The organism is Sulfurospirillum sp. E15m (genome assembly GCF_059415145.1).
The window spans coordinates 155343-181308 of record NZ_JCAHZS010000003.1; the positions used below are offsets into that span (position 1 = coordinate 155343).

The following is a 25966-nucleotide window of genomic DNA, read 5'->3' on the forward strand; positions in this document are numbered from 1 at the left end:
GTAAAAAATTTAGAGTTTTATGGAAGTTGAAAAAGCATTGGTATGTAATTGAGTGATGTCCTCGTAGCTAATAAATTTGACTCTTTCTTTGATACTTTTTAAAGCGGCATAATTTAGTTTTGTATTAAATTCATTTTTGCGTGCTTCATCAGCAACGATGTACATTTTTACATTGAAGTCTTGTAAATCAGTATATTTAAGTAAGGAATTTTGAATATCCGTTGAGTGTTCTACTTCAAAAAAACTATGAGGCATTTTGCGGTCATTAAACCAGATGCAATCTATCGTTTGCGCACGTTGAACCAAAGAAGGATAACTAAACGAAGGCATCGTTTTAAAGGAACGAAGCTCATCTAGTTTAACACTTTTTTGCGAGCCAAGATATAGTTTATTTTTATCTTGATTTGGGATAAATGTTTCAAAAGATTGCTTATGTCCAAGTTCAGCAATCATCCCTTGGTAAAACGTATGATTTTCTTCTTTGATAGCATTTGAATTTTTATTCTTTTGTGTTTCTGGAGTAAGTCCTAGCTGTGTAAGATAGCTTTTAAGCGCCCATAATCCTGGTCGTATCTTTATAATTTCTGGTCTTTCTTGCACAATACGTCGAATAGAAGCAAAGGGCGTTTTCGTTTTCCATTCACATTCTTTTATTTTTAAAACTTCTTGGTTCAGCAGACCCAATGTAGCTTTCCCACCCAATTTTTCCAATGTTTGAATCACCGCTTCATATTGCTTCATTCTTGACCTTAAAAAATTTTTCAACGATTGATTTATGATAACCAATAGCACGTTGTGTTTTACTTAAGAGTGTGAACTTCTTCTCCACGCCAAAACCCGCTCTCCTAAAAGCACTATACCGATAGCAACGACGCTGTATTCAAAAAGACCAGCGACTTTTTGCGCCCAGAAGCTGTGAAGCAGGGCAAGGGTTAAGGCGAGATAGACTGCTTTATGGTAGTTTAAAAACTTTGCGAAGAGCTTTTTAAACGAGGTGAGTGCCATCAAAAGGAGGATGATAAAAGCAATTGTTCCCACGTAAATAAAGGGTTTTTTGAGGCTTTTTTCAACGATGGTGATGAAGTCAAGTTCGCTGTCTAAAATGACAAAAACACTTACATGTAAAAGTGCGTAAACAAACGCAAGTAAGCCGATGGTTTTGCGGTATTTGATAAAATTGAGGTGACAGATTCGTTTGCATGATGAGGGGAAAAGCGAGAGTAAAAGCAGTGAGATTGCCCCAACGCCCGTGTAATGATAGAGCATTTTGATGGGGTCAATCGCACTTTCTAATTTAAAATACGCAACGCCAAGTGGAAGCAGTGCGATGATAGCCAGTAGCCATTTCAAAAGTTTTTCCTTAAGTCCATCCCCGCATAGAGATGTCCTACTTCTTTTTCATAACCATTAAAAAGAAGGGTGTCTTGCTTGAAAAGTTTGCCTAAGAGGCGCTCTTTAGCCTGCGACCAACGTGGATGATCAACGCTTGGATTGACATTGGCATAAAAGCCGTATTCATCAGGCGCCATCGCTTGCCATGTGTTTAAGGGTTGTTCTTTAACGCACTCGATAAGGTCAAGCGACTTAATGGATTTAAAGCCGTATTTCCACGGAACGACCAAACGAATAGGTGCGCCGTTTTGTTTTGGAAGCGGTTTGCCATACATGCCGACAGCTAAAAACGTGAGCGGATGGCGCGCTTCATCCATACGCAAGCCTTCGACATACGGGTGTTTGATGGAGGCAAAAAGACCACGTGCTTGGTCAGGGAAAATGTCGGGTTCGTGACGTGTGGTAAATTTGACGTATTTTGCATTGCTGTTTGGCTCTAAGTAATCGAGTAGTTTAGACAGCGGAAAGCCAATCCACGGTACGACCATCGACCAACCTTCAACACAACGAAAACGATAAATGCGCTCTTCCAGTCCAAATTTGGCGATGAGGTCATCGACTTCGACCATCTGTTCGGTTTTGATTTCGCCGAAAAATCCTAAGCTCCACGGTTTGAGTTTCATCACTTGCGCCATTTTGACAGGTGCGGTTTTATCGGTAGAGAACTCATAAAAATTGACATAGTTTGAGACTTGCTCAAAGGTGTTTGGCGTAAGTTTTAAAGGATTGGGGTCAGGGGTATAGTTTAAACGTGCTTCTTGGGGTAAATCAGCCAATAAATTGGAAATAACAGTGCTACTCACAAGCGCACCCGCACCCAGTTTTAAAAAGTGACGGCGTGCCTCAAAAAGGGCTTCAGGGGTAATGTAAGGCGTTTTCATAATTCACTCCTTATCAGCATATACCCCATTGTAACATAGAAGTAACAATAAAAGTTAAATGAAAAAAATTACTGTTTATCAAGCCATGCTTGAATCATTTTATACGAAATACTGGTGCTATAAGGCATGATAGGAAGTGTCTCTTTGGTGAACCATTTCGCATCTTCTATCTCTTCTTCTTGAATTTTGATTTCACCGCTTTTGTATTTGGCGAAAAAGCCTATCATAAAAGAGTGTGGAAACGGCCATGACTGCGTGCTAAAGTATTCTAAGTCTTCAATTTCAAGTCCGACTTCCTCTTTTGCTTCACGAATGGCACAGGCTTCTGCACTTTCACCTGCTTCCACAAATCCGGCAATCAGGCTGTAAACGCCTTTGGCAAAATGCGGTGAACGTGCCAACAAAATTTCATCTCCGCGTGTGATAAGGACAATGGAAGCAGGAGAGAGTTTGGGAAACGTCATCAGCCCGCAGTTAGGGCATTTTAGTGAAGACATCACCGCATCATAACGAAGCGGTGTTGCACAGCGTCCGCAAAATTGGTTGTCTTGGAGCCAATGTACCAGTTGTTTGGCACGATTTAAAGGCTCAAAAAGGTGTTCTGGAACAATGTTCAAAATGCTTCTAAGGTTGGTCTTTTGCAATGGCTCTGGAACGAGGACACTCTCTTCCCAAAGATGCAGGCTAAAAGTATATTGTTCACTTTGCGCAATGTCATAGGTGTGTAAAGGCTCACCCAAATGTTTAAGTGCCTCTTTACTTGGAAGGTCTGTGGTCGCTTCAAGTGTGAGGAGCATGTCGCCGACAAAAGCCAAAATGATGTTTTCGTGATGGTGTTTTGTTGGTTTAAAAAAAGGGACGATGGAATGATTCACGATGATTTTCCTTTTACATGTAAAGATGCATGAAACATCTATCCTCTAGGCATTAAGAGGATAAAATGTGATAACAAAAGCAGCAAGTGCCAAGCCTAAACGTACCCAAACAGAGTGTTTGTCATGAACCAGTGCGTATGAAATGAAAAAGAGCCCAAGAGCGATTTTGAAAAAGGCGAGAAGCGCTAAGAAAAAGTGAGTTTGTGGAAAAATCAGCACGGAATTGACAATAAAGGCGGCAGGAATGATGTAAAGCCCGACACCCAGTTTCATGGACTTCCCCGCAACACCAAGCCAAGGGGTTTGCGCCATACCTGCGGCGATGAAAACCGTCCCGCACACGGGTGGTGTAATGGTGGAGAGTAGGGCGAACCAAAAGATAAAAAGATGCGCATGCAATGAAGAGAGTCCATACTCTTCTAAAATAGGTCCTGCAACCGAAACACAGATGATGTACGCCGCGGTTGTAGGGACTTCCATGCCAAGTATCAAACACGCAAGTGCTGTTAAGACCAAGGCAAGCCAAAGTTGTCCGTGCGAAAGGTACAAAATTGCCGAGGTGATTTTAACACCCACACCTGTGATATTTAAAACGCCGATAACAATGCCCGCGCAAATAATCACCGAAGCGATAGAGGCGATTTGCCTTGAAGCGGTAATGCACGCATCAAAAAATTTGGTGATGAAATTTTGCCATGAAAGTTTCCAGTCTCTATCGACCAACAATAATGCGATACTGACAAAAATAGCCAATGCCGCGGAGTACTGAGGCGTTCTATTTTGCGCGACAAGGGTATAAAGGAGCACGCCAAAGGGTAGAAGGAAAAAGGGACTGAGTTTTAAAACCAGACGTAACGGTGGAATCTCTTCTTTGCTCATCGCAACAAGGTTATATTTTCGTGCAAAAACATCCATGCCCACCCATACGGTAAAAAAGAAAAGAATCGCTGGAAAAATAGCCGCCGCCATAATATTCGCATAGCTAATTCCCAAAAGTTCCGCCATGATAAACGCTCCTGCTCCCATGAGAGGTGGCATGATTTGCCCACCGGTGGAAGCAACCGCCTCAACCGCGGCAGCGAGGCTGGCTGGATAACCAAGACGTTTCATCGTAGGAATCGTAAACGCTCCTGTGGAAGCAACATTGGCAGAAGCAGAGCCTGAGATGGAGCCAAAAAAAGCAGAAGCCAAGATGGAAACTTTTGCCGCACCACCTCTTAGGCGACCTGCTAATTTGGTGGACATCGCCATAAAGGCATTGCCGCCTTCACCTATTCCCACAAGAGCGCCTAAGATAACAAATATAGCTACCACATTCACTGAAATACCCGTTAATGAGCCATAGATGCCGCCTTCTGCAATCACTAATGTCCCTAAAAAACTCTCCAAAGGAATCTCTTGGTGTCCAAAATTTCCCGGGATATAGTGTCCAAACATGCCATACAAAAGCGCAATGGTTGCCGTTAAAGGAAGGGCAAGTTTAATGGAGCGACGTGCCATCTCTAAAACGCCAATGAGTAAGGTAAATGCGATGACGTATTGAAGCCAACCTTCTAATGAGCCGTATTGGTCGCTGAGTTCATTTTGAAACGCGATGATGTAAAACGACGCTAAAAGGGCGCACACTAAAATGACATAGCCCATGTAACGGGTAAAGGGTAAAACGTTATCTTTTCCCAGTAAAAATACCCACGGTAAGACAAGTGCAAGGTGCATAGGACGGCTGATAAGATTAGGGATAAGTCCTGTAAAAATCAAATAGACATGAAACGAAACCGTAAACAATGCTAAAAGCGCTACCAGTGTATAGTTTAAAGAGGGTAGCTTCAAAGATGCGTTATTCATCACAGAAGGCTACTTTAACTTCTCAGGAATGTTGGCATGAATTTCATTGTAGTATTTCAGCGCACCCGGATGAAGTTTGGTGTTAAACATACTAAGATTTTCAAGACTAATGGCTTTCCACCAGACATTTTGCTTTTCCAATTTTGCTTTGGATTCCCAAAAGGCTTTGGTGATTTTATAAGCGAGTTCATCACTCATTTTTGTGGTGGTGTAGAGTCCTACTGGCAGTGTCGTGGTTGAAACATCATAATCCACATCGGCATAGGTTCCAGAGGGAATGATGATTTTATCTTGTTTCGTTAGCGCAATTTGCGCATCACTCATGCTCAAAATGCGAATCGGCATAGACGCCGCCGCTTCAATGACATTGGGAGCAGGGAAAGAGCCTGATGTTGCAAAACCGTCAATTTGACCGTTTTTAAGTGCCGTGACTGCACCTGAGAGTTCTGCATCAATGAGTTTTGTCTGACCTTTTAGTCCAAAAAGTTCAATGTACCGTGCCGCTTCTTTCGCGCCAAAACTGCCTTTGCCAATTAAAAGAGACTTCCCTTTTAAATCATCAAAGGTTTTGATGTTGGAGTTGGCATTGACCACGACATGCATTGTTAAGTAAGGAATAGGAAACAAAGCGCGAATCGATTCATAACTTTTTGGGTCATCTTTTTCAAACATGGCTTTGCCACTTTGCGCCAGTGCGATTAAGCCAGGAGGCGTTGTAAAGATGTAATTGCCCGTTCGTTTTGGCGCTTCTTTCACGTTTTGAACAGAACCTTGACTCTCTTCAATCGTTAGCATAACGCTCTTATCGGTTGCTTGAGAGATGTTTTCACCTACTTGAACTGCCATCTGATAATACGATGATGAGGACTTTGCCGCTTTGTAGGTGACACGCTCTTGTGCCGCGGAAACATTCATGGCAAGCGAACACGCAATCAATGCTATAAGACTTTTAGAAATCTTCGTCATACCGACTCCTTGCTTTTATGATGAAACGATTATAGCTAGATAACGCTAAAAATTCTTGAAAGTAACAAGCGATTTATGCCGTTATCTCGGCTTTTCTTCTACTGTTCCAACGCCTTAAGCTTATTATTTTAAGAAATTTTTTTGTAACGCCAATACAACACGTGATGGGTAAAATACGTTTTAAGTAAAGAAATGATGAAGGCTTTCAAATGAAAAAAGAGTACGCAGATATTTTAGAATGTGCAGGACATGGCTTTTGGGAATGGAATCCCACAACCAATTTAGTCTATTTTTCAAAACAATGGGTAGGGATGTTAGGGTATGACTACACACAATTTCCTCAGAGTGTCGATGAGTGGATAGCACGCATTCATCCTGATGACTTAAGCAATTGTCTTAACTCTTTGGCAGCACTTTTAGGAGGAAAGACAACATTTTACAAGCATCAGCATCGTATGTTATGCCTGGATGGGACATATAAATGGATACTGGATCAAGCGAAAATTACTGCATACAATCCGCATGGCTATCCGTGTAAGATTGTCGGAACGCATACCGATATTGATGATTTAAGACAGGCTGTGGAGTTTTATAAAATCAATCATGAAAAGGTATCTTAAACACGAAAAAGTTTTACATGTAAAACCTCTCCCCTGTCCCATAGAAACGATACAGTGCCCAAAGCATTGCTTTGGGCAAAAGGCTTATGCCGTTTTAAACTGAGCGAGTGTTTGGCTAAGGGTATTGGAGAGTTTTGAGAGGTGTTCTGCTGCTGCGGCAATCTCTTCGACACTTCTTGCATTGGAACTTGAAAGCGTATTGATTTCTCCTATTTTTTCGATAACCGCTGTTTTGATGAGCACTACATTGCTATTGGCTTTACTAACCACTTCATCGGTTGCCTCAACACTTTGGTCAAGCATGCTTACGGCGTCATTGGTTTGCGTTGTCACTTGGTCTGAAAAAGCTGAAAGCTCTTGGATGCGTTTGGCATTTTGGTTCATCTCTGTGCTGATGTCGCTGATAGACTGGACGATGACATTGACCGTTGCATTCGTCTCAACAAGGCTTTTTTGAGTACGTTCTGCGAGTTTGCGAACTTCATCGGCTACCACGGCAAATCCACGTCCATGTTCACCAGCGCGTGCCGCTTCAATAGCGGCATTAAGGGCTAAAAGATTGGTCTGGTCGGCAATGTCTCCTATGACATCTAAAACGGATTTAACCTGTTCTGCTTCACCCGAAAGATGGTTAAGACGTTCATTGATAAGCGATTCTACTTGCGCTGTTTGCCCTAATTGTGTGATGGTTTCATTGAGGAGTGCTTGTGCGCTGTCTAGGCTTTTTTGTGCTTGGGTTGTGACCTCTTTGACATGTTTGGTTTGCTCGCTCGTTACGGTTATCTCGTGCGCGACGGTTTTAGCATCGCGTGAAGTTTGAAAAACGACTTTCGACTCTTCTTCGGCGCGTTTGCCAATTTGTAAGCTGGTGCTTGAAAGCTCTTCCGCAACCGAGGCATTCTCTGCGGCATTGTTTTTCGCATCATTGAGCGCTTGTGCAACATCGGCAAGTAATGCATTGAGTGAGTTTGTGATGTCATTAATCTCATCTTTAGAACCTGTGTCGATTTGCATACTCAAATCTTTAGAATTTCGCATCCTCTCACAAGCAATTTTCGCGCGTACTACGGAGTTTCTAATCGAGCGTGTGACGGTAATAAAAATAATAAAGACCATCACTAAAACAATGCCTAATGTAACTTGGGAGCTGAGTTTATTGGTATCAAGTCGGTTAAAGTTGTTGGTTTTAACAGCTTTGGCAAGGTCATCTAATTTTTGAATCACAATGACAAACGTTTGACTGCTTTGTTTATAATACTCATCAAGCTTTTTGGCATCTTCTGGATAATTTTGTGCGAAATTTTCCTCATGAATACGCGCGCCATATTTTTTAAACAGCTGCATACGTGGTGTGTTGATATCGTGCCATTTTGTCAATATCGTTTTAAGATTTTCGATGCGTTCATGGTTCTTTGGACTCATTAATATCGCTTTGAGTGCGTCAAGGTCATGGATGAGCTGTTGATGCACTTGCTCGAAACGCTCTAAATTTTTGGGTTGGAAATAGAGCTGGAAATCACGTTGTTCAATGCGTAATTCCATCGTCAGTTTTTCGATTTCGGCGATGTCCGTCAAGCGAATAGCGGCCAATTTTGCATCACTGCCTTCTTTTAAGATTTCAATTCCAAGCGCACTAAAGCCTAAAAATATGATAATGAGTAAAAACGCGAGCTTATTTTTGATAGAGGAGAGAAACATAGCATACCTTTGAAGTTTTTGGAGCGCACTATAATTAATGTGTGTAAATTATAAGTAAATTTAAAAGAAAAAAAGAGGAAATATGAGGAAAAGAGCTTAGAAGTTAAGCTCTTGCGTGGTTATAAATTGATTTCAATGCCCACAGGGCAGTGGTCTGAACCTTCAATATGATGAAGAATAAAGGCATCCACAAGAGTGTCTTGCAGCTCTTGCGAAATGAAAAAATAGTCAATTCTCCACCCCACATTGCGTTCGCGCGCTCCAAAACGATACGACCACCATGAATACGCATCTTTGACATCGCCGTGAATGTGCCGAAAGGTATCAAGATAGCCTTTGTCTAACAGCAAATCAATCCATGCACGCTCTATCGGTAAAAACCCCGAAGTCTCTTCATTGGCTTTAGGATTTTTCAAATCAATCGCGCGGTGTGCCGTATTGACATCTCCACAGATAATAATGCCTTTGCCCTCCGCTCGTAACGCTTCGGTGTGGGCAAGAAAATCACTGTAAAATTTCATTTTATGCGCCAAGCGCTCTTCACTCTGCTGACCGTTGGGAAAATAGACGTTAAAGAGAACGACATCGCCAAAATGATGCTCCAAAATGCGCCCTTCATGCGTATGGTCGATGGCGTGCGCCGTGTCGGTTTTATCAAAGTGGATGGTCGAAAAACTCATGGTGCCTGAGTAGCCTTTTTTTGAGGCGGAATTGACATATTTACAGCTAAACGTGTGGTTAAAAAGAGGTTCAGGAATTTGCGCTTCTTCAGCTTTAATTTCTTGCAAGCACAAGATGTCCGGTTTGAATTCATCCACCCACGCAAAAGCGTTTTTATTGGCAACGGCGCGAATGCCATTGACATTCCACGATACTAATTTCATTGATGTTCCTTTTACATGTCACTATCTTAACGTTTACATTTTCCTATCGTCCAATTTGTACCACCTTTTTCAGAAGGTGTAAAACAAAACGACGTTTCTAGCGTGTTTTCACACTCTTTGACCGTCCACTTCTCTTCCCACTTTGCATTTTGAGCGGTTTGTGGCATTGTTATTTCGGTATTGAGCACGTGCGCTGTTTTACACGATGTGGTGCTTTGTGCGTTATGCAACGCTAAATTTGCATAAATGCCATTATACGCATCTTTGATTAACAGCGGGTCACAGTTGGTTGTGCCCGGTACGAGCGATACGATTTGAGGATTTTGGTTCTCTCGCGCGATATTAAGAGCGTTATAAATAATGGATTCTCCACAGCGTGTAAATTTATATCGGTATGTCCATGCCCCTTCAATAGGCGTAGCACTGGTTGCAGAGAACTTTAAGGGTTTCAGTATAGAAAAGGAGATGGGATTGATGGTGTATTGACTCGTACAATTTTCTTGGAGGTTTAATACTTTTCTATCCCAATAGACGCCAAGGTTATAAAGTAATTTTTGATACTCCTGCGAACCAAAATATTTTGCTGTTTCGTTTTCAGCATTTAATTTTGTGGTGGAAGAAAAAATCACAAAAGAGGCTAATACAATGGCTTGAATTGCTTTCACGGTTCATTCCTTAGGGTTATTTTTTTTTACATGTAAAAACTAAAGTAGGCTTAAAAGCACGATAAAAAGAATTGGTGGTGTGACGATAAGACCAAATTTTGAATATTCCCAAAAGCTTATTTTGACTCCTTTTTTTGCCATAACATGTAACCACAAAAGGGTGGCAAGCGAGCCAAAAGGCGTCATTTTAGGTCCCAAATTACAGCCGATGATATTGGCATACGCCAAAGCGGAGTTAGGAATGTCGTGAAGGGCGATGTCCATTATCATTACACTGGGAAGATTGTTCATGAGTGCGCTTAAAATAGCGGCGATAAAGCCTGTTCCCACAACGGCAATACTATTGCCTTGTGCGTTTAAGATGTTTAAAATGTGCGTTAAGTACGTGGTGAGCCCTGCGTTTTTCAGTCCGTACACGACGATGTAAAGCCCGATGCTAAACCAGACCACTTGCCATGGAGCCGTTTTGATGGTCATCCACGGTTTTGCTGCTTTAAAATAGGTTGCGATGGCAAGAAAAAGAAGCGCACCTCCTAGAGCGATAAAGCTAATGGGGATGTGGTAGTGTTCACCCACAAAGTAGCTTCCCATAAGAGCGGCGATAAAAATCCATGCGAGGTAGAAAAGCGGTTTTGACTTTAACACATCATCTGGATTGTGGAGCAATGCTATGTTTACATGTAAAGGAATTTCTTTGCGTAAAAAAAGCCATAAAATAACGACAGATACGAAAGTACTGACCACATAAGGCGTAAACATCGTACTGAGGTATTGCGCAAAGCCAATGTGAAAGTAGTTTGCCGTGACAATATTGGTTAAGTTTGAAAAGATAAACGGCAGTGACGCTGAGTCGGAGATAAATCCGCCTGCGAGCAAAAATGCCACAATCGTTTTAGGCTCAAGCTTTAAAACGCGCATTTTAGCGAGTAAAATAGGCGTGAGAATGAGCACCGCGCCATCATTGGCAAAGAAAGCTGAGATGATGGAGCCTAAAAGGAGTGAATAGACAAACATTAAATGCCCATTGCCTCGTGAAAATTTTGCCATCCAAATCGCACACCATTCAAAAAAGCCTATTTCATCAAGCACTAACGAGAGGATGATAATGCCAATAAATGCGAGGGTTGCATCCCAAACGATGCTCGTAACCACTAAAACGTCGGCAAAACTGACGACACCAAAGAGGAGGGCAAAGCCTGCTCCGATGATAGCAGAAGTACCGATTTTGAGTCCACGTGGTTGAATAATGACTAAAAGAAGGGTCATCAGAAACAGTGAAAAGGCAAGAATCACTCCGCATCCTTACACGCACATGTCGGTGTTACCATGGGCATTTCTAAGTAGCTAATTTCTTCTAAGCATTCCAGTCTAAAACGATCTAACGGTGCGCGAACTTTATAATATGCCCATTTTCCACGACGATCTACCCGTAAAAAACCAGCATCTTTGAGGATTTTGAGATGGCGTGAAATGCGAGATTGAATCATTGAAAATGCTTCTTCGATTTCACAGACACATACTTCACCGTTTTGGTGAATAAAACGAAGGATTTGAAGACGCGTCTCGTCGTTAAGCGCTCCAACTGTTTTTAAAAAGTTTTCCATAGGTGCCTCTCAATTTTTTTTTGATAGTATATCACAAGAACATTTTATATCAAGATATATTGATGTATAAAAAACTCTATTATCAAAAAAAAGGATGCATTTATGGAACTTCACACCTGGTTTTTATACGTTACCGTTGCGCTCGTTGCTATTATAAGCCCTGGTCCTGCGGTACTTTTAGCGATTAATAATTCAATTATACATGATATAAAAGCCACCGTTTTTTCATCGCTTGGCAATGCCTTAGGTCTTTTTGTACTCTCCAGTGCAGCGATGTTAGGGCTGGGTGTGGTTTTAAAAACATCCATAATACTCTTTACCGTTTTTAAGATTGTAGGTGCTTTGTATCTTATTTACATTGGCGTAAAACAGTTTCGCAATCTTAACAATATTTTTGAACAGGTTCATTTAGCGCATACAAAAAGCGTGGCACACTATTTTGCTATTTTTCGCAAAGGGTTTTTAATTTGTGTGACCAATCCAAAGCCGATTATTTTCTTTACAGCGCTCTTTCCTCTTTTTTTAGAACCGGCAATGCCGATTGTACCGCAGTTTTTCATCTTAACTTTGACGTTTATGGTACTTTCATTTATGACATTAATGAGCTATGCTTTTTTTGCGCGCAGTCTTAAACAGTGGTTTTGCACTCAAAAACGCGCCACAGGTTTTAACCGAGTGAGCGGCGCGATTTTTATTGTCTTAGGTTTTGGGCTTTTGGGGTTGAAACGCACGTAAAAATTTCTCTTTGCCTTTCATAATCAAATAGAAAAAGAGCGGTACGAAAATGACACCAATGAGTGTCAGACTTATCATGCCGCCGACAACGGTAGTTCCAATGATATGACGGCTATTAGCACCTGCACCGTTACTGAGTGCCAGTGGCAATGTTCCCGCGATAAAGGCAAACGAGGTCATGATAATGGGGCGGAAGCGAATCTTCGCCCCTTCGATGGTGGCATCCAGTAAGCTAAATCCTTCTTCCATCTTTTGCAGAGCAAATTCCACCATCAAAATGGCATTTTTAGCCGATAATCCCACGAGTGTGATCAGTCCTATTTGAAAATAAATGTCGTTTTGAAGTCCCCTGAGCCATACACCGCTGTATGCACCTATGAGCGCAAAAGGAACCGCCAAAACAATCGCCCAAGGAATGAGCCAACTTTCATACAGTGCCACTAAGATTAGAAAGATAAATACCACCGCGAAGATAAAGGAGAGATTGCCTTTTTCTAAGAGTCTTTTTTCTTGCAACGATGCGCCACCCCAAGCAATCGAATAGCCCTCAGGCAAGACTTCATTAGCAATTTGCTCCATGATTTTAATTCCTTCACCCGAAGAGTAGCCCATGTTGGTTTCCCCTAAAATTTGAGCGGAAGGGAACATGTTGAAACGTTTTGTGATATTAGGGTTGATAATGCGTTTGAATGTGATTAAATCACTTAAAGGAATAAAACCGCCATTGCTTGATTTGACATACACGTCGCTGTAATTTTTAATGTTTTCACGAAAGTCTCCCCGTGCTTGCACATTGACACGGTAATTACGTCCAAAGAGATTGACGTCATTGACATAAACGCTGCCAAAGGTCGCTTGAAGCGTGGTATAAATATCGGCAATATCTACACCATACGATTTAGCTTTAGCATTATTCACTTCAATGCGGTATTGTGGTGTTCCCGCACTCAATGTTGAGCGCACGGCTTTGAGCTCTTCTCTGCTTGATGCGCGCTGTACAATCTCTTTGGCGTAGGTTTCTAACGCGGCATAATTACCATCATTTTTATCTTGAATGTACATTTCAAAACCACCCGATACACCTAGTCCACTAATGGCTGAAGGCGTGACTGCGACAATGCGAGCTTCTTTATTTTTAGAAAAATCTTTCATCATCTCTTTGGCTAAGGCATCGACACTTTGATTGGCATTGGGGCGCATATCCCATGGATTGAGTCGAATGTAGCTGTATGCGGCATCTGTGGTGTAGGCTTTTGAGCTAAAATCGCTGCCTGAAAAACCGCCTACTTTTTGCACGTCAGGGTACGTGAGTGCTTTTTCACCCACTTCTTGATTGACCTCATGCGTGCGACTCAGTGTTGAGCCAGCTGGCATCGTTGTAACGGCAAAAAAGACCCCTTTATCTTCTTTGGGAATCAATCCTGTGGGGATGATATGCATCAAACGCGAAATCGCAAAAAGGATGATGGCAAAGAGCAACAAATTAAAAAGACTAAAACGAATCGCATTTTTGACTATCTGTCCAAAATGGTGAGTGATGTAATCAAAAAGCGCATTAAACTGCCTGATAATCCAAAGGGGAGGGTGTTCCTCCTTTTTAAGCAATAACGCACACAATGCAGGCGTAAGCGTTAAGGCAACAAACCCTGAAATACTCACCGAAATAACAATCGTCATTGCAAATTGACGTGACATCGTGCCACTGAGTCCGCCCATAAATGCCGCGGGAATAAATACGGCACTGAGCACCAAAACGATGGCAATAACGGGCGCGGTGATTTCTCCCATCGCCTTAATGGTCGCCTCTTTAACGCTAAGATTTTCTTTGCGCAAAATCCGTTCAATATTTTCAATCACGATAATAGCATCATCCACCACCAGACCGATGGCAAGGGTGAGCCCAAAAAGAGTCAGGAGATTGATTGAAAAGCCTGTGAGGTAAAAGCCTGCAAACGTTCCGATAATTGAAACGGGAATTGCCAGCAGTGGAATAAACGTCGCACGAAGGTTACCTAAGAAAAGATAGACCACAAAAATTACTAAAGCGATGGCTTCTAAAAGCGTTTGGATGACTTCATGGATGGAAGCGCGAACAAACATGGTAGGGTCATACGTCGCATCAATGCGTAATCCTTCTGGAAAATGTTTGGAAAGCTCTTCTATTTTTTTATCGAGTAGGTCAGAGACATCTAAGGCATTGGCTTTTGAGGTGAGATACACACGAATCATCGCCGTAGGCTGTTTATTGAAAAGTCCCTTGAAAAAATAGCGCTCAGACCCCAGCTCAATCGTCGCGACATCTTTGAGATTTAAAGAGGAGCCATCGCTGTTGGTCTTAATTAAAATTTCACCAAATTCTTCTGGGGTTTTGAGTCTTCCTTTTGAAGTTACCGTGTAGGTAAACGCGACATTTTGGTCGATAGGTTCTTGCCCCAATTGCCCTACGGGATATTGTTCGTTTTGTGCTTTAATCGCGTTAATCACTTCCGCGGTAGTGAGTTCGTAAAATGCTAGTTTTTGCGGGTCAAGCCACACGCGAATGGCATACTCTTGGTTACCCGCCACAGTGGCTTCTGCAACACCTGGAATCCGTTTAAACTCTTCTAAGATGTTGTTGATAGCGTAATTTGCCATAAATGCGGTGTCATAGCGATTGTCTTTGGAGGTGAGTGCTAAGATACGAAGTACATCGCTTGATTTTTCAGTGACATCAACCCCTTGTTTTTTCACTGCATCCGGTAGTTTATTCTCTGCAATACGAATGCGGTTATTGACATCGAGTTTTGCTTGAGAAATGTCTGTATCGACTTCAAAGTACAGGTTCATGGTGAGTGCGCCACTGGGTGAAGTCGTTGAAATCATATAGAGCATGTTCTCAACACCGTTGAGTTGTTGCTCTAAGACTGAAGCTACCGTGTCTTCCAAGGTTTGTGCATCAGCACCTGAATAAGTGGTTGAAACAACAATTTGTGGCGGCACAACATCGGGATACTCTTGGACAGGTAAGGAACGAATGGCTAAAATACCTGCAATAATAATAATGAGCGATACAACGGATGCAAAGTTGGGACGATTGATAAAAAATTTGGAAAACATTCAAGCCACCTAAGGCATAAAATTTTGGTATGAAATCTGTGATGAAATATTAGTATAACTCGGTATAAAAACTCTTTAGAAACTTTATATTTCATGCTACAATAAAAAAGTATCTAAAAAGTAGTTCACGAGGAGTGAAAAGTGGAAATTATTAATTTTGAACATATTAACGTTGCTTATGAAGATGAAAACGTTTTGCACGACATTAATTTATGCATTAAAGAGGGAGAACATACCGTTATTTTAGGGGCAAACGGTTCTGGAAAATCAACGCTTTTGAAGCTTTTTTCAAACGACCTATATCCTCGTTTTAGTGAGACGATGAAAAAAGAGGTGTTTGGCAAGTCTGTTTGGGATATTTGGGAGCTTAAAAAGCATTTGGGTATCATCACCAATGATTTACACTATCAATTTAGTGAACGAGCGCCCAATTTGAATGCGTTTGAAGTGATACTTTCAGGCTTTTACAGTAGCTTTCATATTTATGAACATCAAGAATTTTCACCTTTACATGTAAAAAAAGTAGAAGAAGTTTTAGACTTTTTAGAGATACGCCATTTACGGCATAAACGCATCTCAGAGATGTCCACGGGAGAGCTTAGAAAATGTATTATCGGTAGGGCATTGGTTCATGAACCCAAAGCGATGATTTTGGATGAACCAACGGTTGGGTTGGACATTAAAGCACAGTTAAATTTTATAGAAACCATACGCAAAATTGCTCAAAAGAGAACGATTATTTTAGTAACGCATCATCTTGAAGAGATTTTTGAAGAGATTAGCCATGTTGTTTTGATTAAAGAGGGAAGAATTTTTGCGCAAGGTGACAAAAAAACACTTTTAAATGATAAAAACTTGAGCCGTGTTTTTGATTTACCTTTACATGTAAAATGCGAAAAAGAGCGCTATTTTGTACAGAGTGTTGGGTGATTGTGTCAAATTAAACTTTTTCACAACCCTGTTTCGGTAAAATTTTAAGCAAATCAAGAGACCACTAAGGATAATCAATGAGTACTATCAGCGGAAAAGTATGGTGCTTTGGCGATAATATCGACACCGATCTTATCATCGCGGCACGTTATCTTAATACCTCCGATCCTAAAGAGTTAGCCAAACATGTGATGGAAGATGCAGACCCAGAGTTTGTTAAAAAAGTAAAAGCGGGTGATATCATCGTTGCGGGTGAAAACTTTGGGTGTGGCAGTAGCCGTGAGCACGCTCCTATAGCACTTAAAGCTGCGGGTGTTAGTGCCGTTGTTGCTAAAAGTTTTGCACGCATTTTTTACCGTAATGCGTTTAATACAGGACTTCCTATTTTTGAACTTTTGGAAACAGGCGAAATCAAAGAAGGCGATAGTATTGCTATTTCTATGGAAAGCGGTGAAATCAAGAACGGCGCAAAAACCTATAAATTTACACCAATTCCTCCGTTTATGCAAGAGTTGCTCGATGCTGGCGGGCTCATGAATTATGCGAAAAAAGAGATAAAATAATGAAGAAAACCTATACGATAGCCGTGATTAAAGGCGATGGCATTGGTCCAGAAATTGTGGATGAAGCTATTAAAGTATTGAACCGTGCGTGTGAAAATGAAAATTTTGAATTACGTTATGAAGAGTATTTGATGGGTGGTGTGGCGTACGATGCCAAAGGTACACCGCTTCCTGATGAGACCATTGAGGGATGTTTAAAAAGTGACGCTGTTTTATTTGGTGCCATTGGTGGAGCTAAATGGGATACATTACCGCGTGAATTTCGCCCTGAAACAGGACTGTTGAAACTTCGTAAATCATTAGGGCTTTTCGCCAATCTTCGTCCTACGGCAGTTTTTGATGAACTCTTAGACGCCAGTACGCTTAAACCAGAAGTGTTAAAAGGTGTGGACCTTTTTGTTGTTCGTGAACTCACAGGCGGTATTTACTTTGGTGAACCCAGAGAGAATGACGGCTTTAAAGCCTATAACACGATGGTTTACACCAAACCAGAAATTGAACGTATCGCACGCGTAGCCTTTGAATCAGCGATGAAACGCCGTAAAAACGTCTGTTCTGTGGATAAAGCCAATGTCCTTGAAGTCAGCCAACTCTGGCGTGATACGGTCACTGAAATCGCTAAAGAATACCCTGAAGTAACCCTCAGTCACATGTATGTGGACAACGCTTCAATGCAACTTGTGCGCAATCCTCGCCAATTTGATGTCATTTTAACGGGCAATATTTTTGGTGATATTTTAAGCGATGAAGCGAGTATGATAAGTGGTTCTATCGGACTTTTACCTTCTGCATCTATGGGTGGAAAAGTAGGACTTTTTGAACCTATTCATGGTTCTGCTCCTGATATTACGGGTCTTGGCATCGCCAATCCTTTAGCAACGATTTTGAGTGCATCAATGATGCTTCGTTTCGCTTTAGGCGAAGAAAAAGCGGCAAATCGTATTGAAGATGCCATTAAAAAAGTACTCCAAGATGGTTACAGAACGAAAGATTTAGCAGCGTTTGGTGCAAAAGAGGTGTGTTCAACCACTCAAATGGGAACTGTTATTGCCGATTATGTTGCCAAACTATGAAAACATTAACCCTCGCTTCTATCTATGAACTTCAAGGTCTCAAAAATGAGGCTTTGGAGATTTACAAAGAGTTGTTGCGCGAAAACCCCGATAATAAAGAGGCTAAAATCGCCATCAAACGACTTTCAGGTATTCGTAAAAAATACCTTGGCGTAGATGAAGAGATGAAAAAGTTTTTTTTAACGATGAACAGCGAAGTGGAATTTTTAGAATTTGAAAGGTGGTTGGTAAAACTATGGAACTAAAAGAGATGATCCTTTCGACGCTTAAAGAGCTCGATGAAGTGGTAACAAAAGAAGAACAACCATCCCATAGCAACGCACTCGCTCATGAATCTTTTGAGCCAGAGCCTTTACTCGAACTCACAGAAGAGATTAATACACTCAAAGCTTACGCTCCTTCTTTTAGCACAGAAGAAGAAGGATGCTCTCCTGAGAGCCAAAAACAATTTTATCTCAGCTTACGAGAGCGTATTTTAGTTTTATTTGAAGGGTTTCAATCACCCAATAACAAAAATATTGAAGCAAAAATTGATTTGACGCTCAACTTTTTAGAGTATCTCTTAGCCACCATTGATGAACAATTGGAGCATATGGATCGTTCAAAGCAATGAAACCACTGTGTGCACTTCCTGCGCATTTTTATGAACAAATCAAGCATGCAATTGAAGTATTAACGCCGTATACCAAACGGGCGTATTTGGTGGGTGGTAGTGTTAGAGATTTGTGTTTAGATATGCCTTTATATGACCTTGATATCGAAGTGTATGACATTGAACCCGCCGCGTTTGAAACGCTGATGAATCGCGTTGGGGCTGTTGGCGTTGGGAAAAGTTTTTTTGTTTATAAATTGGGCAATATAGATTTTGCACTCCCACGCGTTGAACGCAAAAGCGGTGTCGGACATGCTGCATTTGAAGTGCACGTGTGCAACGATGAAAAAGAGGCATCTAAAAGGCGCGATTTTAGTATGAATGCGATGATGCTCAACATCTTTGATGAAACGTTGCTCGATTTTTGGGGTGGCAAAGAAGCGCTTGCGTCTAAAACGCTCTGTATGATTGATGCGGTTTCGTTTCAAGAAGACAGTTTACGCGTGCTTCGCTCTATCCAATTTAGTGCGCGTTTAGGCTTTAAGATAGAAGCAAAAACGTTGGCGTTGATGCGAAGTATTGACCTGTCAGATTTGAGCCGTACACGGATGTTATGGGAATTTGAAAAGCTCTTTCGCGCACCTTTTTTGCACTACGGACTTTTTTACATGTACGCGCTAGATGTGTTTCAAAAGTGTTTTACATGTAAAGTTGAAAATCGTTTTTTAAGTATCGCCTTTGAATTGATACGATCTAAGCAAAATTTTGAAGAAAAACTACTTTCATACTATTTTGTTTATATCGTAGCCAATCGACTAGGACAAGACCCTTTGGTGTGGCTAAAGCTTCTAGAAGCGCCGAATCATTACCTTAAAACCTTCAAACATCAGCCTTTTTTTGAAGGAGACATCCGTGATGAAATGCTGTACCATGTGAGTCTTGAAATGCCACTGTGTGAATGGCTAGGACACTACCGTCATGGCATGAAAGAGCGCGCCCAAAGACTTGGAATTTGGGATAAGCCTTTTGATGGCGGTATTTGTGTGCAAGATGTGATTCACGATGGTTTTGAAGGGCGTGCCATTGGCGAAGAGTTATTACGAAGAAAGATTGAAATTATCAAACAGGTGTGTGAACATGGAAGAGATTAAAAATTATATTTTGAAAATTGATTGCTCTGATGAAAAAGGGCTTATTTACCGTATTGCGGATGTGGTTTTTAAATATCAACTCAATATCATTAAAAACGATGAATTTGTTGATCGTGAAAACGGCAAGTTCTTTATGCGAGCGGAACTCAGTGGTGAAGTGGATATGGGTGCGTTTAAAGGCACCCTTCAAGCGTATCTTCCCGCACGTGCCAATATCTATCTAGCAGAAGCACGCAAAAAAGATATCATCTTGATGGGAACCAAAGAGACACACTGTTTAGGTGACATTTTACTGAAACACGATAGCGGTGATTTAAACGCCAATATTTTAGCAATCGTATCAAACTATGACGCGCTTGAAGGGCTCAGCTCTAAATTTAATATACCGTTTCATTGTGTGAGCCATGAAGGTTTAAATCGCACGGAACATGAAGCAAAAGTGTTAGAAGTGCTTAGTCAGTACGATCTTGACTACATTGTTCTTGCAAAGTATATGCGTATCTTATCCAGTGAATTTGTCAGTCATTATGAAGAGAAGATGATTAACATTCATCACTCTTTTTTACCGGCTTTTGTTGGTGCAAATCCATATAAACAAGCATTTGCGCGTGGTGTGAAGATTATTGGGGCAACTGCGCATTTTGTCAATAACAATCTTGATGAAGGTCCAATTATCGCGCAAGATGTCGTACGTGTCAATCATGAGATGACATGGCGCGATATGCAACGTGCAGGTCGCAATGTTGAGAAAGTAACGCTTTCCAATGCGCTTGATTTGGTCTTTGAAGAGCGTATATTTGTACACGATAATAAAACAATTATATTTTGAGAGCATTTTTACACGCTTTATAGGCAAAGCTCATAAAGCTACGTTGCCCTAGACACTGAAGCTAGCCTCTTGCGAGGCAGAAAAGTTGTCTTCATAGACTTTACATGTAACGTTTGAAACGTTATGTTATTCTAGGTGTTGAAATTCTTGCTACTCGCGTGGCAGAAAGAAAATTGTGATACGTTTTGTTACTTGGGAGATTCATTTATGTTTAATATCGTTTTAGTTCATCCACAAATTCCACAAAATACAGGCAGTATTGGACGGATGTGCGTGAATGCGGATTGTAAATTGCACATCATTAAGCCTACGATGTTTGAGATTAGCGATAAAACGGTCAAGCGAGCAGGGCTTGATTATTGGCCGTTGCTTGACTTAACCGTTTGGGAGAGTTTAGACGCTTTTTTAGAAGCCAATAACGACCAATGGGATCACTTCTTTTTTGCCACAACCAAAACGAAAAAAACCTATTTTGAAGTCTCTTTTAAGCCAGGGGATTTTCTCTTTTTTGGCGGAGAATCCACAGGTCTTCCTATGGAATTGATGCAAAAAAAATGGGAAAATGCCATTACCATTCCCATGGGAAAACATGGTCGTAGTCTTAACCAAGCTACGTCTGCTGGCATTGTACTCTACGATGCGATTCGTCAAAATTTTGAAACGTTTAAGCAAACGTCCTTATCATGAACAGAGTGGTATCACACTATAAAGGAGCCATAAAAGATGCGTAAAAACCATTTCATTTTTCTTTGTCTTTTGCCAATCATCGCTTGTGCACAGATGAATATTACGACCAATGAGCGTGCTAGCAAAGAGCTGATGCCAGATGTTTTGCAAACACATTTTAGTTTTGAAGAAGAGTCAAAAGATGCCAATGTCATTAAAGAACATCTTAATGCATTGGTCGCTGAGGTAAAACGCTTTGATTCCAAAGGCGAAGTGTGTCGTGGTGGAGGATATTATCTCTCTCCTCGTTATAGCTATAAAGATCAAAAACAGCTCTTTATGGGGTACAGTGGTTCCCTCTCTTTTACCTGTGAATTAAACACCATAGAGCAGTACAATGCCCTTATGAAAAAACTCGATGAACGTAAAGCGCCTAATGTTCGCGTAAATCTAGGTGCTTTAGCATGGAGTGTCAGTAATAAAGCACAAAATGCGGCTCTTTTGAGTTTACGTTCAGAAGTCTTGCGCATCGCTCAAACACAAGCCCAAAATTTTTCGAATGAGACAAAAATGCAGTGTAACGTAAGTGCCGTTTCCTTTGAAGGAACGCAGCCCATCCGACCTGTGTTCATGGAGAACATGCGCGCTAAAGCAGCCATCAAAGCCGAATCTGTTCCTATGGAAGAACCACTACAACGTAATGAGACGCTTTCATTGAATGCTACGGTCAATTATACGTGTTTGAATGCCAAATAAAAACAAGTAGTTTGTGTGAAGGTGTATGATATCGTTTTCATTGGAGCGGGTGCGAGCGCTTTAATGGCAGCTTCTCATTTGGTAGGGCATGATGTCGCACTCATCGATTCCAATCCAAAAATAGGCGCTAAACTTCTCATCTCAGGTGGAGGAAAGTGCAATCTTACGAACCGTTTTGCCGATAGTTCGCATTATGTAGGCGATGCGGATATGATAGCATCTTGTTTTAAAACCTTTGATGCCTCTTCTATGATGGCTTTTGCTAAAAAACATGCTTTGGCTTTAGAAGAGCGCGCGCACGGACAACTGTTTTGTGCCAACAGTGCGAAAGATTTAGTTAGCATTTTTGCACGATTAAGCGCTTTTTGCACCTTTTATCTCTCTACAACCGTTTTACATGTAAAAAAAGAGAATCATTTTATCGTTACAACAAATCGCGGTGACATCGGTGCGAAGAAGCTCATTGTTGCCAGCGGAGGACTGAGTTACGCAAGTATAGGTGCGAGCGATATTGGGTATAAAATTGCGCAAACTTTTGGACATACGATAGAGACGCCTTCACCTGCATTGGTTGGGCTAACACTGCAAAAAGAGCAGTTTTGGATGAAAGAACTCAGTGGCATTGCAATCCCCGTTTGTATTGAAATCGAAGGAAAACGCTTTTGTGAAAACCTTCTCTTTGCGCACAAAGGTATCAGCGGCCCTTCCGTGCTCAGTGCCTCTTTGTACTGGAAAAAAGGTGCGATGCGTATTGATTTTTTACCACAGGTGAAAACGCTTGAGGCATTATTGAAATGCAACGCTAAAAAACAAATCACAACGGCATTAGGGCTTCCAAAACGCTTTTCAAAAGCTTTTTTAGACGCCAATGGAATTGAAGACAAAGTCGTCTCACAATTAACATCTCGTGAAAAAGAGATACTTGCTACGCTAAAAAGTTATACCTTTTCACCTGCAGGTAATTTTGGCTATACCAAAGCTGAAGTGACACGAGGAGGGGTGCGTACCCATGAAATCAATCCAGAAAACTTTGAAAGTCTCAAATGTAACGACCTGTATTTTATCGGCGAGGTCTTGGATGTTACAGGAGAACTCGGTGGATTTAATTTTCAGTGGGCCTTTGCTTCGGCAATACGTTTAGCAAAAGCAATTTTTTGATACAATCAACGAATATCGGTGCCAAAGGATGTATGTGAAGCAAAGGCTTTTTTTGCAATTAAATGACCCAAAGACTGTGCTAGTCGTTGTTTTTATGCTTACTTTTTCACTTCTGTCTTTGGGTATTTTTAAATTGCATTCACTCGAGCTTGAAAAAGAACGTACCCAAGTTGCGACAATTGCGGCAAATTATAGCTATGATATTAAATTTAATTTAGATAGAGCCCTTTCTTCAACCTACACGCTCCAAGCACTTTTAAGCCAAAGTAAAAATGGCATTATTGATAACTTTGAAACTTTAGTGAAAGAGATATTGCCTTCCTATCCTGGTGTCATTGAACTTGCAATTGCGCCAAGAGGGATTATTCAGCAAGTCGCTCCTCTTAAGGGCAATGAAAAAGCATTGGGCCTTAATCTTTTTGAAACGGCAAAACAAATCAAAGAGTCCACCTTAGCCAAAGAGAGTGGAAAGCTTACTTTAGCGGGACCCTTGGAGTTAGTGCAAGGCGGTATCGGCGTTGTCGGGCGCTTACCTATTTTTGAACTTGTGAATCAAAAAGAGAAATTTTGGGGACTTGTTGCTTCTGTGATTCGTATCTCTGATATTTTTGATAATGTCAAAATTGCACAGCTTGGGCATGAAAATTTATCGTATGAGGTGTGGCGAATAGACCCTAATACCGGGGTAAAACAGATTATTGCCCAATCAAAAAAGAAGTTTTTAATAGACCCTATTGAATATACCTTTGATGTTCCTAACAATCAGTGGACGATTACGATGGCTCCTGAAAATGGTTGGGGAAATGTCTCAGAATTTATGTTTAGAGAACTTATCGCTTTAGCTTTTGCCCTCAGCCTTGCCTATATGGCAAAATTTTTAGTCGATTTGAAGATTGCAAAAAGAGCGCTAGAGACCAAGGTCATCCAAACAGCGGGTGAAAGAGACATCTTAAAACGACAGCTTGAAATTATGCTAGATGCCATTCCTGACCTACTTTGGTTTAAAGATGTAAACGGTGTATTTTTATTTTGCAATAAAGCGTTTGAGCGTTTATATGGCGCTAAAGAAGCAGATATTATTGGTAAAACAGACTATGATTTTGTAGAGTACCAGTTAGCTGATTTTTTTAGAGCCAATGATTTAATTGCAATGGATGCGAAAGCTTCTGTGCGTAATGAAGAGGAACTTTGCTTTAAAGACGGTGGTTACAATGGGCTTTTTGAAACCATAAAAACACCTGTTTACGATATGCAAGGTGAATTGATCGGTGTCTTTGGTTTGGCTCGCGATATCACTGAGCGTAGAGAAAGTGAAGTAAAAATCCAGCAATTAGAATATTTTGATCCTTTGACGGAACTGCCCAATAAAGTACAATTACGCTTAAGAACAGAACATGATTTAAGCATGATGGAGCGAAAACATGAGCAATTGGCAGTCCTTTTTATCGACTTTGACCATTTTAAAAATATTAACGACACCCTTGGACATGCAGTAGGGGATGAATTACTAGTCAAAGTTTCCAAACGACTCAAACAGCTTTTGCGTCCTGTCGATACCCTTTCACGTCAAGGCGGTGACGAGTTTGTTTTAGTCTTACCAAGTGTGAGTGTGGACGATGCCGCGCATATGGCAAAGCGCTTGTTACAAACTATCGAACAGCCCATTGAGCTTAAAGAGCATGAGCTTATCATCACCGCATCTATTGGTATAGCGCTTTATCCTAATGACGGCCAAGATATTGATACTCTTTTTAAATGTGCAGATGCTGCGATGTATTTGGCTAAAAAAGATGGGCGCAATAACTACCGCTTTTTTACTGCGGAGATTCAAAGTCGTTCTTCTCGGTTGTTAAGCCTTGAAAATGCGTTGCGCTATGCACACACAAGGGGAGAACTCAGTCTTCATTATCAACCCCAAGTTTCCTTATGTGATGGGAAAATTGTGGGGGTAGAGGCATTACTGAGATGGAACCATCCTGAACTTGGAATGATTCCTCCTTCAGAATTCATTCCGATTGCAGAAGAGAGCGGTCAAATTCTGCTGATTGGTGAATGGGTCATGCGCTCTGCGGCCATGCGTATGAAACAGTGGATTGATATGGGATACCCTGCGATGAGCGTTTCTGTAAACCTTTCAACCGTTCAATTTCACCATGCGCATCTATCAAAGTTGGTGAGTACGATTATTGATGAAGTGAAATTACCGCCATGGTTTTTTGAAATCGAACTGACTGAAAGTGTCGCGGCACAAAACCCGATTCATGCCATTGAAACGATGAATGAGCTTTTTGAAAAAGGCATACGTCTTTCAATTGATGATTTTGGAACGGGGTATTCGTCTTTGAGTTATCTAAAACGGTTTAAAGTCTATAAACTCAAGATTGACCAGTCCTTTATTCGTGATATAAGCATTGACCCTGAAGATAAAGAGATTGTCAAAACCATCATTGCTTTAGGAAAAAGTTTAGGACTTAAAGTGATTGCAGAAGGGGTTGAAACCAAAGAGCAGCTAGATTTTCTAAAAGAGAATGGATGCGATGAAGCTCAAGGGTACTATTTTAGTAAACCCTTGAACATACCTGACATTGAAGCGTTGCTACGAAATCCTGAGATTATTGAGCGTAAGAACAGCAGTAGTCTGCTATCTTTATAACATTACATGTAAAACTAGAATTGGCCGGTACATGAAAAATACCTACGCCGTTTATTTTTAGAGGTTCTTTGAGATTAGGAAGAAGGACTTCGACTTCACCGCTTAAAAATTCCATGATTTCAGCGGCACCTGTGTTAAATGTATAACTTCCTACTTGCATAAAACCCAGTGTTTTTGTCGTGCCATCACTGAATTTAACGGTACGACTCACGACTTTACCATCGTAGTAAACATTCGCTTTTTTGACAACACTTACATTCTCGAATTCCATTTTTTTCCTTTACATGTAATTTTGAAAGCTTCACAATGCTTATGAAGACTTCTTAAATGAAAT

26 protein-coding genes are annotated in these 25966 nt (G+C 41.0%); 13 read left to right on the top strand and 13 right to left on the bottom strand.

What is annotated here, in order from left to right; translation table 11 throughout:
- Nucleotides 1–9: 9 nt before the first annotated feature.
- The 6 genes from AC5SLP_RS06320 to AC5SLP_RS06345 all read right to left on the bottom strand — a co-directional run bounded on the left by AC5SLP_RS06320 (nucleotide 10) and on the right by AC5SLP_RS06345 (nucleotide 5959).
- Nucleotides 10–741 (bottom strand): type II restriction enzyme NmeDI-related protein, encoded by a 732-nt coding sequence (locus AC5SLP_RS06320; protein ID WP_495254308.1) that lies wholly within the window; start codon nucleotides 739–741, stop codon nucleotides 10–12.
- A gap of 63 nt (nucleotides 742–804) precedes the next feature.
- Nucleotides 805–1350 (bottom strand): ferric reductase-like transmembrane domain-containing protein, encoded by a 546-nt coding sequence (locus tag AC5SLP_RS06325; protein ID WP_495254309.1) that lies wholly within the window; start codon nucleotides 1348–1350, stop codon nucleotides 805–807.
- Nucleotides 1347–2273 (bottom strand): protein-methionine-sulfoxide reductase catalytic subunit MsrP, encoded by a 927-nt coding sequence (gene msrP / locus AC5SLP_RS06330; RefSeq protein ID WP_495254310.1) that lies wholly within the window; start codon nucleotides 2271–2273, stop codon nucleotides 1347–1349. The genes AC5SLP_RS06325 and msrP overlap by 4 nt, the downstream gene beginning before the upstream one ends.
- A 68-nt stretch (nucleotides 2274–2341) precedes the next feature.
- Nucleotides 2342–3148, bottom strand: a complete 807-nt coding sequence (gene nudC / locus AC5SLP_RS06335; protein ID WP_495254311.1) for an NAD(+) diphosphatase — start codon at nucleotides 3146–3148, stop codon at nucleotides 2342–2344.
- A gap of 45 nt (nucleotides 3149–3193) precedes the next feature.
- Entirely contained in the window at nucleotides 3194–4993 is a 1800-nt protein-coding gene (locus tag AC5SLP_RS06340) for a TRAP transporter permease (RefSeq protein ID WP_495254408.1), read from the bottom strand.
- Nucleotides 4994–5002: 9 nt separating this feature from the next.
- Nucleotides 5003–5959: a TAXI family TRAP transporter solute-binding subunit gene (locus tag AC5SLP_RS06345; RefSeq protein ID WP_495254312.1), complete on the bottom strand. Its 957-nt coding sequence runs from the start codon at nucleotides 5957–5959 to the stop codon at nucleotides 5003–5005.
- Nucleotides 5960–6168: 209 nt separating this feature from the next.
- Here AC5SLP_RS06345 and AC5SLP_RS06350 point away from each other — a divergent pair, with 209 nt between their 5' ends.
- Nucleotides 6169–6579, top strand: a complete 411-nt coding sequence (locus AC5SLP_RS06350) for a PAS domain-containing protein (RefSeq protein WP_495254313.1) — start codon at nucleotides 6169–6171, stop codon at nucleotides 6577–6579.
- Between the two features lie 84 nt (nucleotides 6580–6663).
- Here the strand turns inward: AC5SLP_RS06350 and AC5SLP_RS06355 are convergent, their stop codons facing one another.
- From AC5SLP_RS06355 to AC5SLP_RS06375, 5 genes are all read right to left on the bottom strand, one after another.
- On the bottom strand, nucleotides 6664–8277 hold the full coding sequence (locus AC5SLP_RS06355; protein ID WP_495254314.1) for a methyl-accepting chemotaxis protein: 1614 nt from the start codon (nucleotides 8275–8277) through the stop codon (nucleotides 6664–6666).
- A 119-nt stretch (nucleotides 8278–8396) separates the two neighbouring features.
- Nucleotides 8397–9161 (bottom strand): exodeoxyribonuclease III, encoded by a 765-nt coding sequence (locus AC5SLP_RS06360; protein WP_495254315.1) that lies wholly within the window; start codon nucleotides 9159–9161, stop codon nucleotides 8397–8399.
- A 26-nt stretch (nucleotides 9162–9187) separates the two neighbouring features.
- Entirely contained in the window at nucleotides 9188–9826 is a 639-nt protein-coding gene (locus AC5SLP_RS06365) for a hypothetical protein (protein ID WP_495254316.1), read from the bottom strand.
- Nucleotides 9827–9865: 39 nt separating this feature from the next.
- Entirely contained in the window at nucleotides 9866–11119 is a 1254-nt protein-coding gene (locus AC5SLP_RS06370) for an arsenic transporter (RefSeq protein WP_495254317.1), read from the bottom strand.
- Entirely contained in the window at nucleotides 11116–11430 is a 315-nt protein-coding gene (locus AC5SLP_RS06375; RefSeq protein WP_495254318.1) for an ArsR/SmtB family transcription factor, read from the bottom strand. The genes AC5SLP_RS06370 and AC5SLP_RS06375 overlap by 4 nt, the downstream gene beginning before the upstream one ends.
- Nucleotides 11431–11532: 102 nt before the next feature.
- On the opposite strand from AC5SLP_RS06375, the gene AC5SLP_RS06380 reads away from it, so the two are divergent.
- Entirely contained in the window at nucleotides 11533–12165 is a 633-nt protein-coding gene (locus tag AC5SLP_RS06380) for a LysE family translocator (RefSeq protein ID WP_495254319.1), read from the top strand.
- On the opposite strand, the gene AC5SLP_RS06385 is transcribed toward AC5SLP_RS06380, so the two are convergent.
- Complete coding sequence (locus AC5SLP_RS06385; protein WP_495254320.1) at nucleotides 12130–15261, bottom strand: efflux RND transporter permease subunit; 3132 nt, start codon at nucleotides 15259–15261, stop codon at nucleotides 12130–12132. The genes AC5SLP_RS06380 and AC5SLP_RS06385 overlap by 36 nt on opposite strands.
- Before the next feature lie 141 nt (nucleotides 15262–15402).
- On the opposite strand from AC5SLP_RS06385, the gene AC5SLP_RS06390 reads away from it, so the two are divergent.
- The 11 genes from AC5SLP_RS06390 to AC5SLP_RS06440 all read left to right on the top strand — a co-directional run bounded on the left by AC5SLP_RS06390 (nucleotide 15403) and on the right by AC5SLP_RS06440 (nucleotide 25632).
- Complete coding sequence (locus tag AC5SLP_RS06390) at nucleotides 15403–16191, top strand: ABC transporter ATP-binding protein (protein ID WP_495254321.1); 789 nt, start codon at nucleotides 15403–15405, stop codon at nucleotides 16189–16191.
- Nucleotides 16192–16268: 77 nt separating this feature from the next.
- Complete coding sequence (locus tag AC5SLP_RS06395) at nucleotides 16269–16754, top strand: 3-isopropylmalate dehydratase small subunit (RefSeq protein WP_495254322.1); 486 nt, start codon at nucleotides 16269–16271, stop codon at nucleotides 16752–16754.
- Nucleotides 16754–17827 (top strand): 3-isopropylmalate dehydrogenase, encoded by a 1074-nt coding sequence (gene leuB, locus AC5SLP_RS06400; RefSeq protein ID WP_495254323.1) that lies wholly within the window; start codon nucleotides 16754–16756, stop codon nucleotides 17825–17827. The genes AC5SLP_RS06395 and leuB overlap by 1 nt, the downstream gene beginning before the upstream one ends.
- Nucleotides 17824–18072 (top strand): tetratricopeptide repeat protein, encoded by a 249-nt coding sequence (locus tag AC5SLP_RS06405; protein WP_495254324.1) that lies wholly within the window; start codon nucleotides 17824–17826, stop codon nucleotides 18070–18072. The genes leuB and AC5SLP_RS06405 overlap by 4 nt, the downstream gene beginning before the upstream one ends.
- Entirely contained in the window at nucleotides 18063–18440 is a 378-nt protein-coding gene (locus AC5SLP_RS06410; RefSeq protein WP_495254325.1) for a CiaD-like domain-containing protein, read from the top strand. Before AC5SLP_RS06405 ends, AC5SLP_RS06410 begins: the two co-directional genes overlap by 10 nt.
- A complete protein-coding gene (locus AC5SLP_RS06415; protein ID WP_495254326.1) occupies nucleotides 18437–19570 on the top strand; it encodes a tRNA nucleotidyltransferase/poly(A) polymerase family protein in 1134 nt (377 codons plus the stop codon). The genes AC5SLP_RS06410 and AC5SLP_RS06415 overlap by 4 nt, the downstream gene beginning before the upstream one ends.
- Entirely contained in the window at nucleotides 19557–20399 is an 843-nt protein-coding gene (gene purU / locus AC5SLP_RS06420) for a formyltetrahydrofolate deformylase (protein ID WP_495254327.1), read from the top strand. Before AC5SLP_RS06415 ends, purU begins: the two co-directional genes overlap by 14 nt.
- Before the next feature lie 207 nt (nucleotides 20400–20606).
- Entirely contained in the window at nucleotides 20607–21086 is a 480-nt protein-coding gene (locus tag AC5SLP_RS06425; RefSeq protein ID WP_495254328.1) for a tRNA (cytidine(34)-2'-O)-methyltransferase, read from the top strand.
- Nucleotides 21087–21122: 36 nt separating this feature from the next.
- Nucleotides 21123–21821 (top strand): SIMPL domain-containing protein, encoded by a 699-nt coding sequence (locus AC5SLP_RS06430; protein ID WP_495254329.1) that lies wholly within the window; start codon nucleotides 21123–21125, stop codon nucleotides 21819–21821.
- 15 nt (nucleotides 21822–21836) lie between these two features.
- Nucleotides 21837–22979: a BaiN/RdsA family NAD(P)/FAD-dependent oxidoreductase gene (locus tag AC5SLP_RS06435; RefSeq protein ID WP_495254330.1), complete on the top strand. Its 1143-nt coding sequence runs from the start codon at nucleotides 21837–21839 to the stop codon at nucleotides 22977–22979.
- Between the two features lie 34 nt (nucleotides 22980–23013).
- Entirely contained in the window at nucleotides 23014–25632 is a 2619-nt protein-coding gene (locus AC5SLP_RS06440; RefSeq protein ID WP_495254331.1) for a bifunctional diguanylate cyclase/phosphodiesterase, read from the top strand.
- Here the strand turns inward: AC5SLP_RS06440 and ppnP are convergent.
- Nucleotides 25592–25903, bottom strand: coding sequence for a pyrimidine/purine nucleoside phosphorylase (gene ppnP, locus AC5SLP_RS06445; protein ID WP_495254332.1), 312 nt, complete (start codon nucleotides 25901–25903; stop codon nucleotides 25592–25594). The two genes, AC5SLP_RS06440 and ppnP, sit on opposite strands and share 41 nt — an antisense overlap.
- Nucleotides 25904–25966: the final 63 nt, after the last annotated feature.